General features: G+C 71.3%; 17 protein-coding genes. 9 read left to right on the forward strand and 8 right to left on the reverse strand.

What is annotated here, in order from left to right; translation table 11 throughout:
• The first annotated feature begins 31 nt into the window (after positions 1 to 31).
• The 3 genes from ABZ823_RS27740 to ABZ823_RS27750 all read left to right on the forward strand — a co-directional run bounded on the left by ABZ823_RS27740 (position 32) and on the right by ABZ823_RS27750 (position 1,923).
• Complete coding sequence (locus tag ABZ823_RS27740) at positions 32 to 757, forward strand: helix-turn-helix domain-containing protein (protein ID WP_361665588.1); 726 nt, start codon at positions 32 to 34, stop codon at positions 755 to 757.
• Positions 758 to 807: 50 nt separating this feature from the next.
• Positions 808 to 1,122 (forward strand): hypothetical protein, encoded by a 315-nt coding sequence (locus ABZ823_RS27745; protein WP_361665589.1) that lies wholly within the window; start codon positions 808 to 810, stop codon positions 1,120 to 1,122.
• Positions 1,123 to 1,221: 99 nt separating this feature from the next.
• Positions 1,222 to 1,923: a hypothetical protein gene (locus ABZ823_RS27750; protein WP_361665590.1), complete on the forward strand. Its 702-nt coding sequence runs from the start codon at positions 1,222 to 1,224 to the stop codon at positions 1,921 to 1,923.
• Positions 1,924 to 2,045: 122 nt separating this feature from the next.
• On the opposite strand, the gene ABZ823_RS27755 is transcribed toward ABZ823_RS27750, so the two are convergent.
• The 5 genes from ABZ823_RS27755 to ABZ823_RS27775 all read right to left on the reverse strand — a co-directional run bounded on the left by ABZ823_RS27755 (position 2,046) and on the right by ABZ823_RS27775 (position 8,071).
• Entirely contained in the window at positions 2,046 to 3,281 is a 1,236-nt protein-coding gene (locus tag ABZ823_RS27755) for a styrene monooxygenase/indole monooxygenase family protein (RefSeq protein WP_361665591.1), read from the reverse strand.
• A gap of 225 nt (positions 3,282 to 3,506) precedes the next feature.
• Complete coding sequence (locus tag ABZ823_RS27760; protein ID WP_361665592.1) at positions 3,507 to 4,145, reverse strand: ATP/GTP-binding protein; 639 nt, start codon at positions 4,143 to 4,145, stop codon at positions 3,507 to 3,509.
• Entirely contained in the window at positions 4,126 to 4,530 is a 405-nt protein-coding gene (locus ABZ823_RS27765; RefSeq protein WP_361665593.1) for a DUF742 domain-containing protein, read from the reverse strand. Before ABZ823_RS27765 ends, ABZ823_RS27760 begins: the two co-directional genes overlap by 20 nt.
• Positions 4,527 to 5,030 (reverse strand): roadblock/LC7 domain-containing protein, encoded by a 504-nt coding sequence (locus tag ABZ823_RS27770; RefSeq protein WP_361665594.1) that lies wholly within the window; start codon positions 5,028 to 5,030, stop codon positions 4,527 to 4,529. Before ABZ823_RS27770 ends, ABZ823_RS27765 begins: the two co-directional genes overlap by 4 nt.
• Positions 5,027 to 8,071 carry a nitrate- and nitrite sensing domain-containing protein gene (locus tag ABZ823_RS27775; RefSeq protein WP_361665595.1) on the reverse strand — a complete coding sequence of 1,015 codons (3,045 nt, stop codon included), beginning with the start codon at positions 8,069 to 8,071 and terminating at the stop codon, positions 5,027 to 5,029. Before ABZ823_RS27775 ends, ABZ823_RS27770 begins: the two co-directional genes overlap by 4 nt.
• A 370-nt stretch (positions 8,072 to 8,441) precedes the next feature.
• Here ABZ823_RS27775 and ABZ823_RS27780 point away from each other — a divergent pair, with 370 nt between their 5' ends.
• Positions 8,442 to 9,230, forward strand: a complete 789-nt coding sequence (locus ABZ823_RS27780) for a protein phosphatase 2C domain-containing protein (RefSeq protein WP_361665596.1) — start codon at positions 8,442 to 8,444, stop codon at positions 9,228 to 9,230.
• A 20-nt stretch (positions 9,231 to 9,250) separates the two neighbouring features.
• Here ABZ823_RS27780 and ABZ823_RS27785 read toward each other — a convergent pair whose 3' ends face one another.
• On the reverse strand, positions 9,251 to 9,742 hold the full coding sequence (locus ABZ823_RS27785; RefSeq protein WP_361665597.1) for a MarR family transcriptional regulator: 492 nt from the start codon (positions 9,740 to 9,742) through the stop codon (positions 9,251 to 9,253).
• Positions 9,743 to 10,019: 277 nt separating this feature from the next.
• Here ABZ823_RS27785 and ABZ823_RS27790 point away from each other — a divergent pair, with 277 nt between their 5' ends.
• Positions 10,020 to 10,853 (forward strand): lysozyme, encoded by an 834-nt coding sequence (locus tag ABZ823_RS27790; RefSeq protein WP_361665598.1) that lies wholly within the window; start codon positions 10,020 to 10,022, stop codon positions 10,851 to 10,853.
• A 73-nt stretch (positions 10,854 to 10,926) separates the two neighbouring features.
• Here the strand turns inward: ABZ823_RS27790 and lon are convergent, their stop codons facing one another.
• Positions 10,927 to 13,344 (reverse strand): endopeptidase La, encoded by a 2,418-nt coding sequence (lon, locus tag ABZ823_RS27795; protein WP_361665599.1) that lies wholly within the window; start codon positions 13,342 to 13,344, stop codon positions 10,927 to 10,929.
• A 616-nt stretch (positions 13,345 to 13,960) separates the two neighbouring features.
• Positions 13,961 to 14,746, reverse strand: coding sequence for a rhomboid-like protein (locus ABZ823_RS27800; RefSeq protein ID WP_361665600.1), 786 nt, complete (start codon positions 14,744 to 14,746; stop codon positions 13,961 to 13,963).
• Positions 14,747 to 14,956: 210 nt separating this feature from the next.
• Between ABZ823_RS27800 and ABZ823_RS27805 the strand changes: the two genes are divergently transcribed.
• The 4 genes from ABZ823_RS27805 (at position 14,957) to ABZ823_RS27820 (ending at position 21,644) form a co-directional block, all read left to right on the forward strand.
• Positions 14,957 to 15,643, forward strand: coding sequence for a spermidine synthase (locus ABZ823_RS27805; protein WP_361665601.1), 687 nt, complete (start codon positions 14,957 to 14,959; stop codon positions 15,641 to 15,643).
• A gap of 111 nt (positions 15,644 to 15,754) precedes the next feature.
• Positions 15,755 to 16,492 (forward strand): response regulator transcription factor, encoded by a 738-nt coding sequence (locus ABZ823_RS27810; protein ID WP_361665602.1) that lies wholly within the window; start codon positions 15,755 to 15,757, stop codon positions 16,490 to 16,492.
• Positions 16,489 to 17,595 carry an ATP-binding protein gene (locus ABZ823_RS27815; RefSeq protein WP_361665603.1) on the forward strand — a complete coding sequence of 369 codons (1,107 nt, stop codon included), beginning with the start codon at positions 16,489 to 16,491 and terminating at the stop codon, positions 17,593 to 17,595. The genes ABZ823_RS27810 and ABZ823_RS27815 overlap by 4 nt, the downstream gene beginning before the upstream one ends.
• 281 nt (positions 17,596 to 17,876) lie before the next feature.
• Positions 17,877 to 21,644, forward strand: coding sequence for a multifunctional oxoglutarate decarboxylase/oxoglutarate dehydrogenase thiamine pyrophosphate-binding subunit/dihydrolipoyllysine-residue succinyltransferase subunit (locus ABZ823_RS27820; protein WP_361665604.1), 3,768 nt, complete (start codon positions 17,877 to 17,879; stop codon positions 21,642 to 21,644).
• The last annotated feature ends 104 nt before the right edge of the window (positions 21,645 to 21,748 follow it).

A 21,748-nucleotide genomic window follows, 5' to 3' on the forward strand; every position in this document is an offset into this window, starting at 1 on the left:
CTCGCCCCGGTGTCGCGATTACGCTGCGGACATGACCTCCGAGGCCCCGACCCGCGCCTACCGCAGGCTCAGCGTCGAAGAGCGCCGGTCCCAGCTCCTCGACGCCGCGCTGTCCCTGTTCGCGCACCGCGCGCCCGAGGAGGTCTCGCTGGACGACGTGGCGGAGGCGGCCGGGGTCTCGCGCCCGCTCGTGTACCGCTACTTCCCCGGCGGCAAGCAGCAGCTGTACGAGGCTGCCCTGCGCTCCGCCGCGGAGGAGCTCCAGCAGTGCTTCGCCGAACCCCAGCAGGGGCCGCTCACCCGCCGCCTGGGCCGGGCCCTGGACCGCTACCTCGCCTTCGTCGGCCGGCACGACGCCGGTTTCAGCGCCCTGCTCCAGGGCGGCAGCGTGGTCGAGACATCCCGCACCACCGCCATCGTGGACGGCGTGCGGCGGGCCGCCGCCGAGCACATCGTCAGTCACCTCGGCACCGAGGAGCCGGGTCCGCGCCTGCGGATGACCGTGCGGATGTGGATCACCACCGTCGAGGCCGCCTCCCTCATCTGGCTCGACGAGGACAAGCAGCCGCCTGCCGACGAGCTGAGGGACTGGCTCGTGGAGCAGTTCGTGGCATGCCTCGTGGCCGCCGCGGGACGGGACACGCAGACCACCTCCGTGGTACGGGCCGCGCTGGCCCTCGAGAGCGCCGAGGGGCCGGTCGGCGCGCTGGCCCGGCGCGTCCTTCCGCTGGTGGGCGACGCCGGTCACCTGCTGTGACCCGGTGCCCGTGCGGCCCGGTCCGCCGGCGCGCGGAGGACACTGGTGCCGTGAAGAGCCAAGACACCCCGTTCGTGGGCGGCCCCCTGGACGGGCGCGTCCTTCCGGTCCTGCTCGGCCCGACCGGCCACCCGCCGAAGACGTACCGCGTCCCGGTCCCGGACGCGGCCGGCGGTCCGCCCACCGTCCTCGTCTACCGTCGCGTCCCGGCCGGCCCCGCCGGCAGGCTCGGCCTCCACCCCGGCTGGAAGTACGCGTACGACCCCGAGGGCGACACGGGCGGCCGGCTGCGGTGGCCGTGGTCCGCACGGCGCCGGAAGCCAGGCGACACGCCGCCCGGCGGACCGGACGCCACCGCCGGGTGACCTCCCTGGGCCGGTCCGACCACTGGACGGGCGCCCGGGTGGCGCACGTCCCATGCTGCCGATAGGCGGTGGAAGGACCACCGCATCGGAGGTGACGCCATGCCAGGAAGGCTGCCGCGTCTGCTGCTCACGGCCGCGGTGACCGCCTCGGGCCTGCTCGCCCCCGCGCCCGCGGTGGCCGCCCCGTACCCGGCCGCAGGCTCACTGGAGCAGCTGGACGACCGCCCGCTCTCCGAGCTGCTGACGGAGCTTCAGCAGAGGTACCGGCAGGCCGAGCAGGCGACCGAGACCTACAACGCCACCGCCGAGCAGCTGAAGAAGCGGCAGGCCGAGGCCGCACGGCTGGACGGACAGCTCACCCGGGCCCGGCTCGCCCTGCGGCACAGCCGTGGCGCGGCCGGTCTGCTGGCCCGGCAGCAGTACCGGAGCAGCATGGAGGTCTCCTCGTACCTGCGCCTTCTGATGGCCCGGGATCCACAGCACGCCTTCGACGAGGGCCATGTGATCACGCAGTTGGCCCGGGAACGGGCCCAGAAGGTGCGCGAACTGACCGCCGCGGAGAAGCGCGCCGACGAACTGGCCCGCGCCGCGCGCAAGGCCCTCGACGACCAGCTCGCCCTGACCGAGCGGCAGCGGAAGGAGCACGACGACGTCGAGCGGCGGCTGAAGGACGTCGAGGAGCTGCTCGTCTCACTGAGCCCCGAACAGCTGGCCGCCCTCACCGAGTACGAACGCGCCCGGACCGGGACCGGAGGGCAGGGGTTCCTGTCGTCCGACGCGCTGTTCGCATCGAGGGGCTGAGCCCCGGTGAGACGCCGACGGCCCCGGCAGCAAGACCGGGGCCGTCTCCGGGCCGTCCGAGGGCGACCAGCAACGACCAACGACGACAGGTGACGAGGGCCGAATTGCTGGTCAGAGGCCGGTCAGGCGCCCGCGACCGAGGCGAGGTAGGCCTCCGTCTTCTCCGGCTCGTAGAAGAAGTTCTCGAAGTCGGCCGGGTCGTTGAAGCCGTTGACGAACCGGTCGGCCACCGGCTGGAGGGCGCCCGCCGCGCCGATCAGGTTCAGAACGTGCTCCGGCGGCACGCCCAGCATGGCGTTCGTCCACTTGGTGACGTGCTGGGCAACGTCCCAGTAGCGGTCGAAGGTCCCCTGCATCCAGGCCTCGTCGAACTCCTTCTCGCCGTGTTCGAGGATCGAGGCGAGGTAGATCGCGGCGCACTTGGCCGCCGAGTTGGAGCCCTGGCCGGTGATCGGGTCGTTCGCCACGACCACGTCCCCCACGCCCAGGACCAGCCCGCCGCCGGGGAGACGGCCGATCGGGTTGCGGACGGTGGGCGCGTAGCGGCCCGACAGGGTGCCGTTGGCGTCGGTCAGCTCGACCTTGGTGGCCCGCGCGTACTCCCAGGGCGTGAACCGCTCCATCAGCTCCAGGGTCAGGCTGAGGTGCTCCGAGGGGTCCTTGACCCCGTTGAAGACATCGAGCGGGCCGCCGGGGATGCCCTCCCAGAACAGGATGTCGGCACGGCCGGAGGTGGTCAGCGTCGGCATGACGAAGAGTTCACCGACGCCCGGCACCAGGTTGCAGCGCACCGCGTCGTAGTCCGGGTGCTCCGGGCGGGGGCCCATGCCGTGGACGTAGGCGACCGCGAGGGCCCGCTGCGGCTCGCTGTACGGGGAACGCGAGGCGTCGCGGCCGAACATGGACACCAGTTCGCCCTTGCCCGCCGACACCAGCACCAGGTCGTAGGTGCGGGAGAAGTAGTCGAGGTCGGAGACCGCCGCGCCGTGGATGACCAGCTGGCCGCCGCGCTGCGCGAACGTCTCCATCCAGCCGGCCATCTTCACCCGCTGGTCGACGGACTGCGCGTACCCGTCGAGCTTGCCCACCCAGTCGATCACGCGCTGGGACTCCGGCCCGGCGACGGAGACGCCGAGCCCCTCGATCTTAGGAGCCTGGGACTCCCAGAAGTTCAGCTTCAGATCGCGCTCGTGCCCGAGCGCCGTGTCGAACATGCACTGTGTCGACATGACCCGTCCGGTGCGGATCTCGTCCGCGGTCCGGTTGGACATCAGGGTGACCTCGTACCCGTGCGACTGGAGGCCGAGGGCGAGCTGGAGTCCGGACTGGCCGGCTCCGACGACGAGTATCTTCCGCATGCGGGTGGTGCTCCTTCGGAACGAGGGGGTGTCTCATGGATCAGCGCGGCGGAGGGCGCGGTGTCTGGTGCGTGCGATCACAAGGGGCCGGAAGGTCCACGATGGAACCTCCCCCCGGCTCGAGCGCGGTCGGGGGTGGGAGGAGGAGTCACCAGGGCCTTCCGGCGACGCGGTGAGCGAGCGTGCCGGACGCCGCGTCGCCGCGAGGATCGTTGAGGCACCCCCTCACTCGGGGGTGACGTCCAGCGCGTGGCCCACGAGGGCCAGGAGGGTCTCGATCGCCGAGATCCGGCGCCGCGCATCCATGATCATGACAGGTACATGAGCGGGAATGGTGAGGGCCTCGCGCACGTCCTCGGGCTCGAAACGCTCGCTGCCGTCGAAGTGGTTGACCGCCACGATGTACGGCAGTCCGCTGCTCTCGAAATAGTCGAGCGCCGGGAAACAGTCCGCGAGCCGCCGCGTGTCGGCCAGGACGACCGCCCCGATCGCACCGCGCACCAGGTCGTCCCACATGAACCAGAACCGCTGCTGGCCCGGCGTGCCGAAGAGGTAGAGCACCAGGTCGTCGTCGAGCGTGATGCGGCCGAAGTCCATCGCCACCGTGGTGGTGAGCTTGTCCGGCGTCTCGGTGAGGTCGTCGGTGTCCTCACTGGCCTGTGTCATCAGCGCCTCCGTCTGGAGAGGCGTGATCTCCGAGACGGCGGTCACCAGGGTGGTCTTGCCGACGCCGAAGCCGCCCGCCACCACGATCTTCGTGGCGACCGGGGCGCGCGTGCGGTCCGTCTGCCAGGCCTTCAGATCCTCGTCGGGCTCGACGATTCGGTCGACGCCCGGGGAGGCGTCAGAGACGACGGAGTCCACTCAGCACCCTTTCCAGCAGAGCGCGGTCCGGCTGTCCGGGGCCGTGACCGGTTCCGTATACACGGATCTTTCCCTGGTCCGCGAGGTCGCTGAGGAGCACGCGGACCACCCCGAGCGGCATCTTCAGCAGTGCCGCGATCTCCGCCACCGTGCGCATGCGGCGGCAGAGCTCGACGATGGCCCGCATCTCGGGCATCACTCGGGTGGCCAGTGAACCATTCGTCAGTTCACGCCGTTCCTCGGGGGCCTCCAGGGCCGCCACGAAGGTCTCGACGAGCAGCACATGCCCGAAGCGGGTACGGCCGCCGGTGAGCGAATAGGGGCGTACGCGGGCGGGTTTGCGGTCACCGCCGCGCACGGGAAGCTTCTTGGGTGTGCTGCTCATCGGGCGCTCCCGGCCGACTCGGTCTCCAGGGACTTGCGCAGTTCGCTGCGGAGTTCGGGCGTCAGGACGTGTCCGGCGCGGCCGACGAAGAGCGCCATGTGGTACGCCACCACGCTCATGTCGCATTCCGCGGAGCCGTGCACGCCGAGCAGCGAGCCGTCGCTGATGGACATGATGAAGAGGCTGCCCTCGTCCATCGCGACCATGGTGTGCTTGACCCCTCCGACGTCCATCAGCTTCGCGGCGCCGATGGTGAGGCTGCCGATGCCGGAGACGATGGTGGCGAGGTCGGCGGACGACCCCCTGGGGCCGCTGGGGCCGTCCCCGCGGCCCCCACGGGCCTGGGCGTTCCTGCCGGGGTCGGACGAGAGCAGCAGCAGGCCGTCGGAGGAGACCACCGCGACCGACAGCAGTCCCGGCACCTCCTCGACGAGGTTCGTCAGCAGCCAGTGCAGATTGCGGGCCTCACTGCTCAGTCCAAAGGTACTGGGCGCGGTCAACTGCTTGCCTCCTCGACTGTGCCCCCCGATGGTTCAACGTCCTGTGTGGTACCGGGTGTTGCGTTCTGAGGTGGTGTTGCCGGGCGGTGCGCGGGCGCCCTGTGCTCCCCGGTCTGCTCGGCGATCTCGGCCTCGGCGTGGCGGTAGCCCTCCGCGGCGCCCCGGTGGAATCCGCCGAGCCTGCGGCGCAGCGCCTCGGCGTCCACACCGCCGGCGCGCTGCCGGGGGGCCGGTGCGGGCGCGGAGATCTTCGGTGTGCGCTTGGGCAGGCCCTTGGCGGTGAGCCGGGGGGCCTCGGACTCCTCGAGTGCCTGGGCCGCCGCGGGCTCGCCCTGGTCGACGGTGCGTTCGTGGGTGTCGGGGCCGATGGTGTACGGGCCCCCGGCGGGCCGGGGGCCGGCGTCGGGCGCGGACGGGGGCTGCTCCGCCCTGGGCGACGGAAGCAGCAGCTCCATCGTGGTCTCGGGGCCGGACGGATCGGCGGGGGGCTCCGGTGCCGGGGCCGGGCCCGAGGACTTGCCGGCCGTGTCGGCGGACTCCCGCGCGGGCTCGTCCCCGTGCGCGGCGAAACCGTCGGACGGGCCGAAGCCGTCAGGCGCATCGAACCCCGCATACGCGGCGAAACCGTCAGGCGCGGCGAACCCGCCGCGTGCGGGCGCGTCTTCGCGTACGGCACCTGCGTCCCGTACGACCTCTTCGTCCCGTGCGGTGCCTTCGCCCCACGCGGTGGCCTGCGGGGTGTCCGCGTCCCGGGCGTTGCGTGCGTCCAGGGCGTTCCGGTCGTGCACGGCCTGTTCCGCCGCCGCGATCAGCGGGTCCTCGTCGCCCTGCGGCTCCCGGACGGTGATCCGGGTACGGCCGCTGAGAACGTTCGAGTTGGCCTCCGCGTCGGCGCCGGGCAGGGACACCGGGGCCGTGCCACCCGCCACCGTACCCGCGGCGGCCGGGGGAACGGCGGCGGCCGGGGCCGCGGCGAACAGGGTCTTCGGCAGCACGACGACGGCCGCGATGCCGCCCTGCTTCTGTTCGCGCAGCTGGACCCGGACGCCGTGCCGGTGGGCGAGGCGGGCCACCACGTACAAGCCGAGGCCCAGGCCTTCGCCGCCCTCCTGGTCGTAGGGTTCGGCCGGGTCGAATTCGGCGAGGCGCGCGTTGAGCCGGCTCATCCGCTCACCGGTCATGCCGATGCCCTCGTCCTGGATGGAGAGCATCACCTCGCCGCTCTCCAGGAGCCAGCCGGAGATCTCCACGGCGACGTCGGGCGGTGAGAACGAGGTGGCGTTCTCCAGCAGTTCGGCCACCAGGTGCGAGAGGTCGTCGGCGACGAAGCCCGCGATGTGCGCGTGCGGTGGCAGCGCGGCGATGCGGACCCGCTCGTAGCGCTCGATCTCGCTGACCGCGGCCCGCACCACGTCCACGAGCGGCACCGGCCCCGCGTGCTGCTGGACATGCTCGGCACCGGCGAGGACCAGGAGGTTCTCGCTGTGGCGGCGCATCACCGTGGCGAAGTGGTCGAGCCGGAACAGCGTGGAGAGCCGCTCGGGGTCCTGCTCGCGCTCCTCCAGGCCCTCGATGACGGTCAGCTGGCGCTCGACCAGGCCGAGGGTGCGCAACGCGAGGTTGACGAAGGTGGAGTGGATGCTGTGCCGGACCTGCTCCAGGTGGGCGGCGGCCTCGTCGAGTTCGGCACGCAGCCTGGCCCGCTCGTCGGCCATGGCCTGACGCTGGCCGACCAGGTGCTTGCGGTCGGCCTCCAGGGTGCCAAGGCGCTCCTGGAGGCCGACGGCGTGCGCGTGCAGGGTGTTGACGGAACGGACGACCTGGGCGAACTCGTCGTTGCGCCCCGTGAACTTCACGGGTTCCTCGCCGGCCGGGTCGGCGGCCACCCGGGCCGAGCCGAGGCGCAGGACGGCGAGCGGGCGGGTGAGGCTGCGGGCCATGCCCATGGCGGTGCCCACGGCGACGAGCATCAGCGCGCCGAGGACGGCGATACGGATCTCCAGCGCGGTGACATCGCTGTCGCGCAGCTGCGCCAGGTCCTTGCTGCGGCTCTCGTAGAGCGAGGACTCGACGCCGCGCATCTGGTCGACGCGGGCGGAGAGGGCCGCGTCGACCTTCTTGGTGCTGAGGCCGAGGTCGCTGTCGGAGAGGGTGGGCTGGTCGGTGAGGGCGGCCAGGTACTTCTCGGCGGAGGTGACCTCGGGGCCGGTGACCGTGGAGTCGTAGGAGGCCCTGGCCGTCTTCGTCGCGGTGTCGTGGAAGTCGGCGACGGCCGCGTCGGAGCGTACGGCGGCCTGCTGGGCGGCGGCGGTGAGCGCGTCGCGCTGTTCGGTGTCGGCCGACGAGGAACCGGTGGTGGTGGTCGGCAGGCCGGTGACCGGGTTGATGACGGTCTGGGTGGTGTGCGGGACGCTCAGGGCCGCGAGGAGCAGCCCCCGGGCGGCGGCGGCCTGCTGCACGGCGCTGTCCAGCTGGGCGAGCGCATAGGCGCCGGAGCCCGCGCGGGGCGGGATCTTCTCGGCCAGTTGGTCGGCGAGGGCGTGCAGCTCGGTGATGGCGGCGGAGTACGCCCGGTGCACTTCGAGAGCGCTGGTCTTCCCGACGAGGGCCGCCCTGCGGACGGAGCCCACGTCGTCGAGGTCCTTGCGCAGCGCGGCGGGGACGTCAGGGTCCGCGCGCAGATCCTCGATCTCCCGGTCGACGCGGGCGCTCTGCTGCTCTTCCGGCGCCTGCGACTTGGGGCGCCCCGCGGCCACGTACGAGGTGACCGCGTCACGCTCGTCGGCCAGCGAGTGGGCGAGGGTGAGGGCGTCCTGGGTCTGCTCGGCGAGCGTGACGAGGCTCTGGGAGTCGTTCAGCTGCCCGGAGGCGGCGACGACGCTCGGCGCCCCGGCGCCCGCGATCGCGGCGGCGACCACGGCCACCGCGACGATCAGTCGGTTGCGCACATGGGCGGAACGGCCGCTGCCCGGGGACTCGGACGAGGCACCCCGTTCGGGGGCCGTCTGCTTGCCTGTGCGCCGAGGCCTCGTCTTCTGCACCGGTGCTCGCATTCCTGACTCGTGTACCCATGACCCGAGTGACGGCCCGTCAACTGGGACGTCGACCCGGTACGACGGCTTCCGACCCTCCCAGTGCCGGTGGGCAGAGGTCTCACTTCGCCTGACCCGCCACCCGAAGGAGTGAACATCGGTGGGGAGTTGGCGGGCAAGTTCCTGTGGCCCGTGCGGGCGTCTTGCACGGCGGGCCGGTTGGACGTCGGCGGCGCGCTTTGGCAGTATTCGCCACCACGCTTCACCAGAGTCGATCATTTTATGCCAAATCAGGCGCCTGACCTGGTGGACCGCACCGATCCCGCGACCGTTGCCAGCCTTTCGTGGACCTTGTGAAGGGCTCGTGCAGACTGGCTGGATGCGTATGGAACTGATTTCCGAGCCCGGCGACGCGGCCCGCCCCAACGAGGACTTCGCCGCGCTCGCCCTTCCGGCCTCAGGACAGGGCGGAGCGCTGGTCGTACTGGACGGCGTGACTCCGCCTGAAGGTGATGACGGATGTCTCCATTCCGTCCACTGGTTCTGCGCACGGCTCGGCGGAGCGCTGACCGAACTGTCCGTTTCCCACCGGGATCTGACGCTGCCGGAGGTCCTCGCACAGGCTGTAGGCCGTACCGCCGGGACCCATGCGGCCACCTGTGACCTTTCTCACCCGCGCACCCCGCAGGCGACCGTGGTCCTCGCCCGCTGGTCCGAGGCCACGGTGGAGTACCTGGTCCTCTCGGACTCGGCGCTGCTGGTCGAGGCCCCCGACGGTGCGGTCACCGCCCTGCTGGACGACCGCCTCGCCCGCCTTCCGCGCGCCTCGCTGAGCTCGGACGCGATCGCGGACGCCACGGTCCGCAACAAGGAGGGCGGCTTCTTCACGGCGGCCGCCGACCCCACGGTCGCGGCCCGCGCGGTGACGGGCGAACTCCCGCGCGCGGCGGTCCGCACCCTGGTGGCCCTGACGGACGGCGCGACCCGCTGGACCGAGAAGTTCCACCAAGGCGACTGGACCGACCTGTTCACGCTCGTGCGCAAGGAGGGGGCGGCGGCGCTCGTGGAGCGCGTACGGGCCCTGGAGAGCGACGACCGGGAGCGGCGGGCCCACCTGGGCCGCAGCAAGACGCACGACGACGCGACGGTGGTGTACGTGAACCTGTGAGGCGCGCCCGTGGGGGCGGCCTACTTCTCCATGCCGCGGTTCAACTGGTTCAGCAGCCGGGCCAGCTCGGCGACCTCGCGGGGGTCCCAGTGGGCGAGCTGGCGCACATAACGGGCACGGCGGGCCTCACGGACACGGCCGACACGGCCGCGGCCCTCCTCGGTGAGATGGACCAGCCAAGCGCGGCCGTCGGCCGGGTCGGGCTCCCGGGCGACAAGGCCGAGATCCTCCAGGGCGCGCAACTGGCGGGACATCGTGGCCTTGCCGACACCGATGTAGGCGGCGAGTTCCGTGGCGCGCTGGCGGCCGCACTCGTCGAGCCGTACGAGGAGCCCGTAGGCGGCGGACTCCAGGTCCGGGTGGACCTCGCGGGCCATCTCCCCCTGGCTGGCGCGGGCACGCCGCAGGAACACGGTCAGTTCACGCTCCAGCGACAGGAACTCCTGGTCCGCGCCACCGCCCGACACGCCGGGTTCGACCGGACGCCCCTCGTCGTTTGAGTCCTCGTGCACGTCAGCACCCCTGCCCCGGTCACCCGGTCCTGAAAGTTTGCGCCAAAGTTCGCCATTGCCGCAGCTCCGCCAGTATTTCGCAGGCGTAGACCAACGGCAGCCTCCGGCCCCCCTTCCCAGCCCGCGGTCTACGTGCGTAGCTTCCTTACCAGGCAATGACTGGCATGCCCACGCCATCCACGGGGCGACCGTGCCCCGCCCTCCCCGCGCGTCCCGGCACGGGCCTGCCCGAGAGCGATCCCCCACCGAGCTCCACCGAGCCCTTCGGAGGCACGTCATGCCCGCGCTCAGACCCTCACCTGCCCGGCCCCCGCGACGGCTGCTCGCCGCCGGGATCCTGCTCGCCGCGTTCTCCCTCCTGTTCACCCTCCCGGCCACCCAGCCCGCCCGCGCCGCCGCCGCCCCCGCCCGCGGCACCGCGTACATGGGAATGGGCGTCCTCGCGCACGACGGCCGGGGAACAGCCCCGCTCGGCGCCGCCGCCACCCAGACCGAGGGCGTCGACGTCTCCGGCCACCAGGGCAACGTCGACTGGTCGACCCTGTGGAGCAGCGGGGTCAGGTGGGCCTACACCAAGGCCACCGAAGGGACGTACTACACGAACCCGTACTTCGCCCAGCAGTACAACGGCTCGTACAACGTGGGCATGATCCGCGGCGCGTACCACTTCGCGACCCCGGACACCACGAGCGGCGCCACCCAGGCCAACTACTTCGTCGACCACGGCGGCGGCTGGTCGAGGGACGGCAGGACGCTGCCGGGCGTGCTCGACATCGAGTGGAACCCGTACGGCGACGCCTGCTACGGCAAGTCGGCGAGCGCGATGACCTCCTGGATCGCCGACTTCCTGAACACCTACCGGGCGCGCACCGGCCGGGACGCCGTGATCTACACGGCCACCAACTGGTGGACACAGTGCACCGGCAACTACGCCGGCTTCGCCTCCGCCAACCCGCTGTGGATCGCCCGCTACGCCGCCGACCCAGGCCCGCTGCCGGCCGGCTGGGGCTACTACACCATGTGGCAGTACACGTCGTCGGGCCCGACGGTCGGTGATCACGACAAGTTCAACGGGGCGCTGGACCGGGTGCAGGCCCTGGCCAACGGCTGACACCCCGTACCGCAGGACGAAGGCCCGGGTCTCCCTCACGAAACCCGGGCCCTCTGTCATCCGATGACGTCCGTCACGCCGCCACCGGAACCTCCGGCGTCGCGCCGCTGGTGGCCGGCGCAAGCGCCAGCTCCAGGACCTGGCGGACGTCCGTGACGGCGTGGACGTCCAGCTTGTCCAGCACCTCGGCCGGGACGTCGTCCAGGTCGGGCTCGTTGCGCTTCGGGATGATGACGGTCGTCACGCCCGCCCGGTGAGCGGCGAGCAGCTTCTGCTTCACCCCGCCGATGGGCAGCACGCGGCCGGTCAGCGAGACCTCGCCCGTCATCGCCACGTCCGTACGGACCAGACGGCCCGACAGGAGCGAGGCCAGCGCGGTCGTCATCGTGATGCCCGCGCTCGGTCCGTCCTTCGGGACCGCGCCCGCCGGGAAGTGGATGTGCACGCCCCGGTCCTTCAGGTCGCCTACCGGCAGCTCCAGTTCGGCACCGTGGGAGCGCAGGAAGCTCAGCGCGATCTGCGCGGACTCCTTCATCACGTCGCCGAGCTGACCGGTGAGGGTCAGGCCCGCGGCGCCCGTCTCCGGGTCGGCCAGCGACGCCTCCACGTAGAGGACGTCGCCACCCGCGCCGGTGACCGCGAGACCGGTCGCCACGCCGGGGACCGCCGTACGCCGCTCGGCCGGGTCCTGGGCGGACTCGGGCACGTGGTGCGGACGCCCGATGAGGTCGCGCAGGTCCTCGTCCCGGACGGTGAGGGGCAGTTCCCTCTCGCCCAGTTCGTGCTGCGCCGCGACCTTGCGGAGCAGACGGGCGATGGACCGCTCCAGGGTGCGTACACCCGCCTCACGGGTGTACTCGCCGGCCAGCTTGCGCAGCGCGCCCTCGTCGATCGTGATCTCGTCCTTGTCCAGGCCCGCCCGCTCCAGCTGACGCGGGAGCAGGTGGTCACGGGCGATGACGACCTTCTCGTCCTCGGTGTAGCCGTCCAGGCGGACGATGTCCATGCGGTCGGCCAGCGCCTCGGGGATGGCCTCCAGGACGTTCGCCGTCGCGAGGAACACGACGTCGGACAGATCGAGTTCGACCTCCAGGTAGTGGTCCCGGAAGGTGTGGTTCTGCGCCGGGTCCAGTACCTCGAGCAGGGCGGCGGCCGGGTCGCCCCGGAAGTCCGAGCCCACCTTGTCGATCTCGTCGAGCAGGACGACCGGGTTCATCGAACCGGCCTCCTTGATGGCGCGCACGATCCGGCCGGGCAGGGCACCGACGTACGTACGCCGGTGGCCGCGGATCTCGGCCTCGTCGCGTACACCGCCGAGCGCGACCCGGACGAACTTGCGTCCCATGGCGTGCGCGACCGATTCGCCGAGGCTGGTCTTGCCCACGCCGGGCGGACCGACGAGCGCGAGCACGGCTCCGCCGCGCCGCCCGCCGACGACGCCGAGGCCCCGGTCGGCGCGGCGCTTGCGCACCGCCAGGTACTCGGTGATCCGCTCCTTCACGTCCTCCAGGCCCGCGTGCTCGGCGTCCAGGACGGCCTTGGCGCCGCGGATGTCGTACGCGTCCTCGGTACGCTCGTTCCACGGCAGTTCGAGCACGGTGTCGAGCCAGGTGCGGATCCAGGAGCCCTCGGGCGACTGGTCGCTCGCCCGCTCCAGCTTCTCGACCTCCTTCAGGGCGGCCTCCCGGACCTTCTCCGGCAGGTCGGCGGCCTCCACACGGGCCCGGTAGTCGTCGGACTCCTCGCCCTCCTTGCCGTCGCCGTTCAGCTCGCGCAGCTCCTTGCGGACCGCTTCCAGCTGACGGCGGAGCAGGAACTCGCGCTGCTGCTTCTCCACGCCCTCCTGGACGTCCTTGGCGATGGACTCGGCGACGTCCTGCTCGGCGAGGTGGTCGCGCAGCTGCTGGGTGGCGAGCTTCAGCCGGGCGACCGGGTCGGCGGTCTCCAGCAGCTCCACCTTCTGTTCGGTGGTCAGGAACGGCGAGTAGCCGGAGTTGTCGGCGAGCACGGAGACGTCGTCGATGGCCTCGACACGGTCGACGACCTGCCAGGCGCCGCGCTTCTTCAGCCAGCTGGTGGCGAGCGCCTTGTACTCCCTGACGAGTTCGGTGATGTGCCCGGGCAGCGGGTCCGGGACGCTCTCTTCGATCCGGGTGCCCTCGACCCACAGGGCCGCGCCCGGACCGGTGGTGCCGGCGCCGATCCGCACGCGGCTGCGACCGCGGATCAGGGCGCCCGGGTCACCGTCGGCGAGCCGGCCGACCTGCTCGACCGTGCCGAGCACACCGGTGCTCGCGTACGTGCCGTCGATGCGGGGCACGAGCAGGACCCTGGGCTTTCCGGGCTCCGACCTGGCGGCTGCCTGCGCGGCCTCCACCGCCGCGCGCACGTCGGAGTCGCTCAGGTCCAGTGGAACCACCATGCCGGGCAGCACAACCTCGCCATCGAGCGGCAGTACAGGCAGGGTGAGCGATGTGGGCGTCGAAGCCATGATCTCCCCTTCGGCAGTCAACTTGAGCTATGCGGACTCAATGCACCGCACGATCCGATTGTTCCCCAAGGGTTGTTCGCTCTGAGCGATCATGCATGGACCTGCTGATTCCGAGGCGGGAGCGACCCGAGCGGGCGGGGCCTGGCCCGGGAGGGGCGGCCTGGTCCGGGAGGGGCGGCCTGGTCCGAGCGGGGCGGCCCGCCCTGGCCCGCGCGGGACGGGACGGCCTCGTCCGGTCCGGACGGACGGTCCGGGCCGGGCGGACGGTCCGGGCGGGGCGGACGGTCCGGGCGGGGCGGACGGTCCGGGCGGGGCGGACGGTCCGGGCGGGGCGGACGGTCCGGGCGGGGCGGCCCCGCGGTGCGACGGAGGACACCGGCGCACCGGAAACGGCTGGGCACGCGGGATTGCGTTCCCGCATGGGCCTACTGTTCAAGGGCCGGAGTGGCCCGAACGGGCGGGCGGCCGGGTCTGGGCGGGGCGGCCTGGTCCGGGCGCGAGGTGCGAGGTTGCGAGGTGCGAGGTTGCGAGGTGCGAGGTTGCGAGGTGCGAGGCGCGAGGCGCGAGGCGCGAGGCGCGAGAGAGGCTGCCGGGGACGGCCGCCGGCGCGGAGGTCTCAGCCGTGGGCGCGGCTGCCCCGGGGGTCCGTCCGTTGCCACCGCCGTACGAGCGGCCACGTCCCGACGCCGATCGCCAGGGACAGCAGGTGACCCCAGTCGCTCAGGGGGTCCGTGAACTGGATCAGGTCGGCGAGCAGTATCCCGCCGAACACGGTGAGCACCGTCCGGCGCGGCCATGGCGGCAGCAGGCCCGCCAGCGCACCGAGGCTCGCCGCGACCCCGAAGCTGATGCCGTAGTCGAGGCGGTGCAGGGAACTGTCGGGCAGGTGGCCCGCCAGCACCGCGAGGCCGACGGGGACCTCGGTGGCCAGGGTGGCGAGGACATGCCCGAGCAGAAAGACGACGGCGGTGCGCCGGCCGCCGATCCGCCGCTCCAGCGCGGTCAGCACGACCAGGAAGAGGAGCGCGTACGTCGAGGTGAGACCGCCCGCGATCCACAGCGCGCTGGCGACCAGCACCGGTACCGGGCTGAGCACCAGATGGGCGACGTCGGTGCTGGACTCCTGGTACAGGGTGTGCACCAGCGAGGGGTCGGCGTACTCGGCGAACAGGGAGGTCACGACGAGGACGGCGGCGTATCCGAAGGTGAACGGCGTGGCCGTGGGGGTCGGCAGGAACCACCGGGCGCGCGGGCCGGGGCGTGGTGCGGGCGCGGCGGCCGGGACCCGGGGCGCGGTCGGGGCGGCGGGAAAGGTGGCCGTGCGCTGGCGCGGCATGCCTTCGAGCAGGGGCGTCCCGGGGGCCGTGATCATGGCGTCAGCCGCCGAGACCGTGCGTTCCAAGGCGGAGGGCTCCTTCCGTCAGGCCCCACCCTTGGTGCCGCCCGGGCCGCTGTCTATGACCGACGCCACCCTGGAGCCCGATTCAAAGCAACTTCTCAGGTGGTTTCTGCGTCCGGGGTGCATACCGGAACAGATATACGCATTCGTGGACGCGGCGCCGTGCCGGAAAATCCCTCGCCCACGGTGTCCCGCGTCGCCACAATGTGGCCTATGCCTCATCCGTACGACATCTGCGAGACGCCCGAGGTCCTGGACCGGCGTGAGGGCCCGCACGGGGAGGTCGTGCTCCGCCGTCACGGCGAGCTGCTCCAGATCATCGCCAACGGCTGTTTCCTGATGGACACCTCGGACGGGCGCTCGGAGCGGCTGCTCGTGGACGCCGCGTACGAGGCCCTGGACGGACGTCCGGAACCGAGCGTGCTGATCGGCGGGCTCGGCGTCGGCTTCTCGCTCGCGCACGCGGCCGCGGACGCCCGCTGGGGAGGCATCACCGTCGTCGAACGCGAGCGTGCCGTCATCGACTGGCACCTCGACGGCCCCCTGGCCTCGCTGTCCGCCCACGCGCTCGCCGACCCGCGCACCCGCGTCGTGGAGGCCGATCTCGTCGCCTACGTACGTGAGACATCCGACACGTACGACGCGCTGTGCCTCGACATCGACAACGGCCCCGGCTGGACGGTCACGGACGACAACGACAGCCTCTACTCGACGGCCGGACTGGCAGGCTGCGCACGGGTGTTGCGGCCCGGCGGGGTGCTCGCGGTGTGGTCGGCCCAGCCCTCTCCGGATTTTGAAGGAACCCTCTGGAATGCCGGGTTCCAGCAGGTGCATACCGAAGAGGTCCCCGTTGCCCGGGGCGTTCCCGACGTCGTGCACCTGGCTGTCAGACCTGGATAGCCGACCGGCGGTAACTCCCCGTACCCTGCTTCCCTGACGCGGATCATTCAAGCGTCAATCGCAGACATGGGATCACCCCACGGATTCCGGAAAGCAACTCAGGGGCGGGCGATGGAGCAGACACAAACCTCGCACAACGGCACGGCGGCGACCCCGGGCGCTCAGCGGCGGGTTCTGGTGGTCGAGGACGACCCGACGATCGTCGACGCCATCGCCGCCCGGCTGCGCGCGGAAGGATTCCTCGTGCAAACGGCCGGTGACGGTCCGGCGGCGGTCGACACGGCCGAGGCATGGCAGCCGGACCTGCTGATTCTCGACATCATGCTGCCGGGCTTCGACGGCCTGGAAGTCTGCCGCCGTGTGCAGGCGCAGCGCCCGGTGCCGGTGCTGATGCTCACCGCGCGCGACGACGAGACGGACATGCTGGTCGGGCTCGGCGTGGGCGCCGACGACTACATGACCAAGCCGTTCTCGATGCGTGAGCTGGCGGCGCGGGTGCACGTGCTGCTGCGCCGGGTGGAGCGGGCCGCGCTGGCCGCCACCACACCCCGCAGCGGCATCCTGCGCCTCGGCGAACTGGAGATCGACCACGCCCAGCGGCGGGTCCGGGTGCAGAGTGAGGACGTCCACCTCACGCCCACCGAGTTCGATCTGCTCGTATGCCTGGCCAACACACCGCGTGCGGTGCTCTCCCGGGAGCAGCTGCTCGCGGAGGTGTGGGACTGGGCGGACGCCTCCGGCACCCGCACCGTGGACAGCCACATCAAGGCCCTGCGGCGCAAGATCGGCGCGGAGCGCATCCGTACCGTGCACGGTGTCGGCTACGCCCTGGAGACCCCCACGCCATGAGCGACGGGCCGGCCGCACGGAGGAGCCCCGGGGAGCCCCGGGGCGGCGTACGCCCCTTCTCGATCAAAACCAAGCTGGGTGCGCTGGTCGTCATCTCGGTGCTGATCACCACGGGTCTGCTGCTGATCGCGGTGCGCACCGAGACCGAGCTGCGCTTCATCACGGTCTTCTCGATGATCGCCACACTGCTGATCACGCAGTTCGTGGCGCACTCGCTCACCGCGCCGCTGGACGAGATGAACGCGGTGGCCCGGTCGATATCGAACGGTGACTACACCCGCCGGGTCCGTGACAACCGCCGGGACGAGATGGGTGACCTGGCCCACACGATCAACCTGATGGCCGACGAGCTGGAGGCGCAGGACCGCCAGCGCAAGGAGCTCGTGGCGAACGTCTCGCACGAGCTGCGCACCCCCATCGCCGGTCTGCGCGCGGTGCTGGAGAACATCGTGGACGGCGTCACGGAGGCCGACCCCGAGACCATGCGCACCGCGCTGAAGCAGACCGAACGGCTCGGGCGCCTGGTGGAGACGCTGCTGGACCTCTCCCGCCTGGACAACGGCGTCGTCCCGCTGAAGAAGCGCCGCTTCGAGGTGTGGCCGTACCTCTCGGGTGTCCTCAAGGAGGCGCAGATGGTGGCCTCCGCCCGCGCGGGCATCGCCTCGGGCTCCGGCAGCCACACCCGCACGGACGTCCATCTGCACCTCGACGTCTCCCCGCCGGAGCTGACCGCGCACGCGGACCCCGAGCGCATCCACCAGGTCGTCGCCAACCTGATCGACAACGCGGTCAAGCACAGCCCCCCGCACGGCCGCGTGACGGTGAGGGCCCGGCGCGGGCCCGCCCCCGACTCCCTGGAGCTCGAGGTGCTGGACGAGGGGCCCGGCATCCCGCAGTCCGAGTGGCACCGGGTCTTCGAGCGCTTCAACCGTGGCTCCGTGAGCCGGCCGCACGGTCCGGGCAGCGACGGCGGCACGGGCCTGGGCCTGGCGATCGCGCGCTGGGCGGTGGACCTGCACGGTGGCCGGATCGGAGTGGCCGAATCCCCAAGGGGCTGCCGGATCCAGGTCACCCTTCCAGGGGAGCAGTTTCCCTCAAGTTGACGTAAAGTTCGAAGCCGAACAACAAGATCCACGCATGGACCGGCTGACGGACACGTGTGATCAGGCACAGGCCCGCGCAGCCTCCGCGCCGGGCCCGGGTCGCGGTACCCCTGTCACTGCGGAACCACGCTTGTTTCCCGCCATTTCCAGCCCCGAAACACGCTCTCCGATGTGACTTACGCGACGATGAACCGGCCCGACCTGACCTTCACCCCCGGGGAGGCGTAGCCTTTATTTCCGCTGTCCATAACCTTGTGAAGCGGAAGAGGGCGGTTGCCGCCGTGTCGCCACAGTCCCCCAGTAACTCGAGTGTCTCCACCGACGACCAAGCCGGGAAGAACCCCGCGGCCGCGTTCGGTGCGAACGAGTGGCTCGTCGACGAGATCTATCAGCAGTACCTCCAGGACCCGAATTCGGTAGACCGCGCCTGGTGGGACTTCTTCGCCGACTACAAGCCGGGAGCCCCTGCCTCCCCGGCCGCGGCGGGTACTGCGGCCGCGGGGGCCGCAGAGACCACCCGGTCGGCCCAGGCAGCTCCGGCACCCGCCGCGCCCGCCGCCGCTCCCGCGGCACCGCAGGCACCGCAGGCACCGGCCGCCGCGCGGCCCGCCGCCGCCCCGGCCAAGCCCGCCGCGGCACCCGCACAGCCGAAGAAGGACGAGCCCGTGGCCCAGGCGCCCGTGGGTCCCGAGCTGGTGACCCTGCGCGGCCCCTCCGCCGCCGTCGCGAAGAACATGAACGCCTCGCTGGAGCTGCCCACGGCCACGTCCGTGCGCGCGGTTCCGGTGAAGCTGCTCTTCGACAACCGCATCGTCATCAACAACCACCTCAAGCGCGCCCGGGGCGGGAAGATCTCCTTCACGCACCTGATCGGCTACGCGATGGTCCAGGCCATCAAGGCCATGCCGTCGATGAACTGGTCGTTCGCCGAGAAGGACGGCAAGCCCACCCTGGTCAAGCCGGAGCACGTCAACCTCGGCCTCGCCATCGACCTGGTCAAGCCGAACGGCGACCGCCAGCTCGTCGTCGCGGCGATCAAGAAGGCCGAGACGCTGAACTTCTTCGAGTTCTGGCAGGCCTACGAGGACATCGTCCGCCGCGCCCGCGACGGCAAGCTGACGATGGACGACTTCACCGGCGTGACGGTCTCCCTGACCAACCCGGGCGGCCTCGGCACCGTGCACTCCGTGCCCCGCCTGATGCCCGGCCAGTCGGTGATCATGGGCGTCGGCTCGATGGACTACCCGGCGGAGTTCCAGGGCACCTCCCAGGACACCCTGAACAAGCTCGGCATCTCCAAGGTCATGACGCTCACGTCGACCTACGACCACCGGGTGATCCAGGGCGCCGCCTCCGGCGAGTTCCTGCGCGTCGTCGCGGGCCTCCTCCTCGGCGAGAACGGCTTCTACGACGAGATCTTCGAGGCCCTGCGCATCCCCTACGAGCCGGTCCGCTGGCTCAAGGACATCGACGCCTCGCACGACGACGACGTCACCAAGGCCGCCCGCGTCTTCGAGCTGATCCACTCCTACCGGGTCCGCGGCCACGTCATGGCCGACACCGACCCGCTGGAGTACCGCCAGCGCAAGCACCCCGACCTGGACATCGTCGAGCACGGCCTCACCTTGTGGGACCTGGAGCGAGAGTTCGCCGTCGGCGGCTTCGCCGGCAAGTCGATGATGAAGCTGCGCGACATCCTCGGCGTGCTGCGCGACTCGTACTGCCGCACCACCGGCATCGAGTACATGCACATCCAGGACCCCAAGCAGCGCAAGTGGATCCAGGACCGCGTGGAGCGCCCGCACTCCAAGCCGGAGCGCGAGGAGCAGCTGCGCATCCTGCGCCGCCTGAACGCGGCGGAGGCCTTCGAGACCTTCCTCCAGACCAAGTACGTCGGCCAGAAGCGCTTCTCCCTGGAGGGCGGCGAGTCGGTCATCCCGCTGCTCGACGCGGTGATCGACTCGGCGGCCGAGTCCCGCCTGGACGAGGTCGTCATCGGCATGGCCCACCGCGGCCGTCTGAACGTCCTCGCCAACATCGTCGGCAAGTCCTACGCGCAGATCTTCCGCGAGTTCGAGGGCAACCTCGACCCGAAGTCGATGCACGGCTCCGGCGACGTGAAGTACCACCTCGGCGCCGAGGGCACCTTCACCGGCCTGGACGGGGAGCAGATCAAGGTCAGCCTGGTCGCGAACCCGTCCCACCTGGAAGCCGTGGACCCGGTCCTGGAGGGCGTCTCCCGCGCCAAGCAGGACATCATCAACAAGGGCGGCACGGACTTCACCGTCCTGCCGGTGGCGATCCACGGCGACGCGGCCTTCGCGGGCCAGGGCGTGGTGGCCGAGACCCTGAACATGTCGCAGCTGCGCGGCTACCGCACGGGCGGCACGGTCCACATCGTCATCAACAACCAGGTCGGCTTCACCGCGGCCCCCGAGTCCTCGCGTTCCTCGATGTACGCGACGGACGTGGCCCGCATGATCGAGGCCCCGATCTTCCACGTGAACGGCGACGACCCCGAGGCGGTCGTGCGCGTGGCACGCCTGGCCTTCGAGTTCCGCCAGGCGTTCAACAAGGACGTGGTGATCGACCTCATCTGCTACCGCCGCCGCGGCCACAACGAGTCGGACAACCCGGCCTTCACCCAGCCGCTGATGTACGACCTGATCGACAAGAAGCGCTCGGTGCGCAAGCTGTACACCGAGTCGCTGATCGGCCGGGGCGACATCACCCTGGAGGAGGCCGAGCACGCCCTTCAGGACTACCAGGGTCAGCTGGAGAAGGTCTTCACTGAGGTCCGCGAGGCCACGTCGCAGTCGGTCTCGGCCTCCTCGCAGGAGCCGCAGGACGGCTTCCCGGTGGCGGTCGACACCGCCGTGTCCGCCGAGGTCGTCAAGCGGATCGCCGAGTCCCAGGTCAACATCCCCGACCACATCACCGTCCACCCGCGCCTGCTGCCGCAGTTGCAGCGCCGGGCGGCGATGGTCGAGGACGGCACGATCGACTGGGGCATGGGCGAGACCCTCGCGATCGGCTCGCTGCTGCTCGACGGCGTCCCGGTCCGGCTGTCCGGCCAGGACTCCCGCCGTGGCACCTTCGGCCAGCGCCACGCGGTCATCATCGACCGCCAGACGGGCGAGGACTACACCCCGCTCCAGTACCTCTCCGAGGACCAGGCGCGCTACAACGTCTACGACTCCCTGCTGTCCGAGTACGCGGCGATGGGCTTCGAGTACGGCTACTCGCTGGCCCGACCGAACGCGCTCGTGATGTGGGAGGCCCAGTTCGGCGACTTCGTCAACGGCGCGCAGACGGTCGTGGACGAGTTCATCTCGTCGGCCGAGCAGAAGTGGGGCCAGACGTCCGGCGTCACCCTGCTGCTCCCGCACGGCTACGAGGGCCAGGGCCCGGACCACTCCTCGGCCCGCCCGGAGCGGTTCCTTCAGCTCTGCGCCCAGAACAACATGACGGTCGCGATGCCGACCCTGCCGTCGAACTACTTCCACCTCCTGCGGTGGCAGGTGCACAACCCGCACCACAAGCCGCTGGTGGTCTTCACGCCCAAGTCGATGCTGCGCCTCAAGGCCGCCGCGTCCAAGGCGGAGGAGTTCACGACGGGCCGGTTCCGTCCGGTCATCGGCGACGCGTCGGTGGACCCGGCCGCGGTCCGCAAGGTCGTCTTCACCGCGGGCAAGGTCTACTACGACCTCGACGCCGAGCGGCAGAAGCGCGGCGCGACGGACACGGCGATCATCCGCCTCGAGCGCCTGTACCCGCTGGCGGGCGCCGAGCTCCAGGCGGAGATCAAGAAGTACCCGAACGCCGAGAAGTACCTGTGGGCCCAGGAGGAGCCGGCGAACCAGGGCGCATGGCCGTTCATCGCCCTGAACCTCATCGACCACCTGGACCTGGCGGTCGGCGCGGACGTCCCGCCGGGCGAGCGCCTGCGCCGCATCTCCCGCCCGCACAGCTCGTCCCCGGCCGTCGGTTCCGCGAAGCGGCACCAGGCGGAGCAGGAGCAGCTCGTGCGCGAGGTGTTCGAGGCGTAAGGCCCACGGCCCAGCGACCAGGCGCCCTCGGAGACCCACCCGCCGAGCACCCGGGAGAGTGCCTCGCGGAACAGGCGGGCGCCGATCAGATGCAGCTCGGGCAG

Origin of the sequence: Streptomyces sp. NPDC047079 (genome assembly GCF_040643755.1) — a bacterium.
In the GTDB taxonomy this organism is placed as follows: Bacteria; Actinomycetota; Actinomycetes; order Streptomycetales; family Streptomycetaceae; genus Streptomyces.

Coding starts and splice junctions, on each gene's coding strand:
- ABZ823_RS27740 (WP_361665588.1), top strand. CDS start 32: ATGACCTCCGAGGCCCCGACCCGCGCCTACCGCAGGCTCAGCGTCGAA.
- ABZ823_RS27750 (WP_361665590.1), top strand. CDS start 1,222: ATGCCAGGAAGGCTGCCGCGTCTGCTGCTCACGGCCGCGGTGACCGCC.
- ABZ823_RS27755 (WP_361665591.1), bottom strand. CDS start 3,281: ATGCGGAAGATACTCGTCGTCGGAGCCGGCCAGTCCGGACTCCAGCTC.
- ABZ823_RS27765 (WP_361665593.1), bottom strand. CDS start 4,530: ATGAGCAGCACACCCAAGAAGCTTCCCGTGCGCGGCGGTGACCGCAAA.
- ABZ823_RS27780 (WP_361665596.1), top strand. CDS start 8,442: ATGCGTATGGAACTGATTTCCGAGCCCGGCGACGCGGCCCGCCCCAAC.
- ABZ823_RS27790 (WP_361665598.1), top strand. CDS start 10,020: ATGCCCGCGCTCAGACCCTCACCTGCCCGGCCCCCGCGACGGCTGCTC.
- lon (WP_361665599.1), bottom strand. CDS start 13,344: ATGGCTTCGACGCCCACATCGCTCACCCTGCCTGTACTGCCGCTCGAT.
- ABZ823_RS27805 (WP_361665601.1), top strand. CDS start 14,957: ATGCCTCATCCGTACGACATCTGCGAGACGCCCGAGGTCCTGGACCGG.
- ABZ823_RS27810 (WP_361665602.1), top strand. CDS start 15,755: ATGGAGCAGACACAAACCTCGCACAACGGCACGGCGGCGACCCCGGGC.
- ABZ823_RS27815 (WP_361665603.1), top strand. CDS start 16,489: ATGAGCGACGGGCCGGCCGCACGGAGGAGCCCCGGGGAGCCCCGGGGC.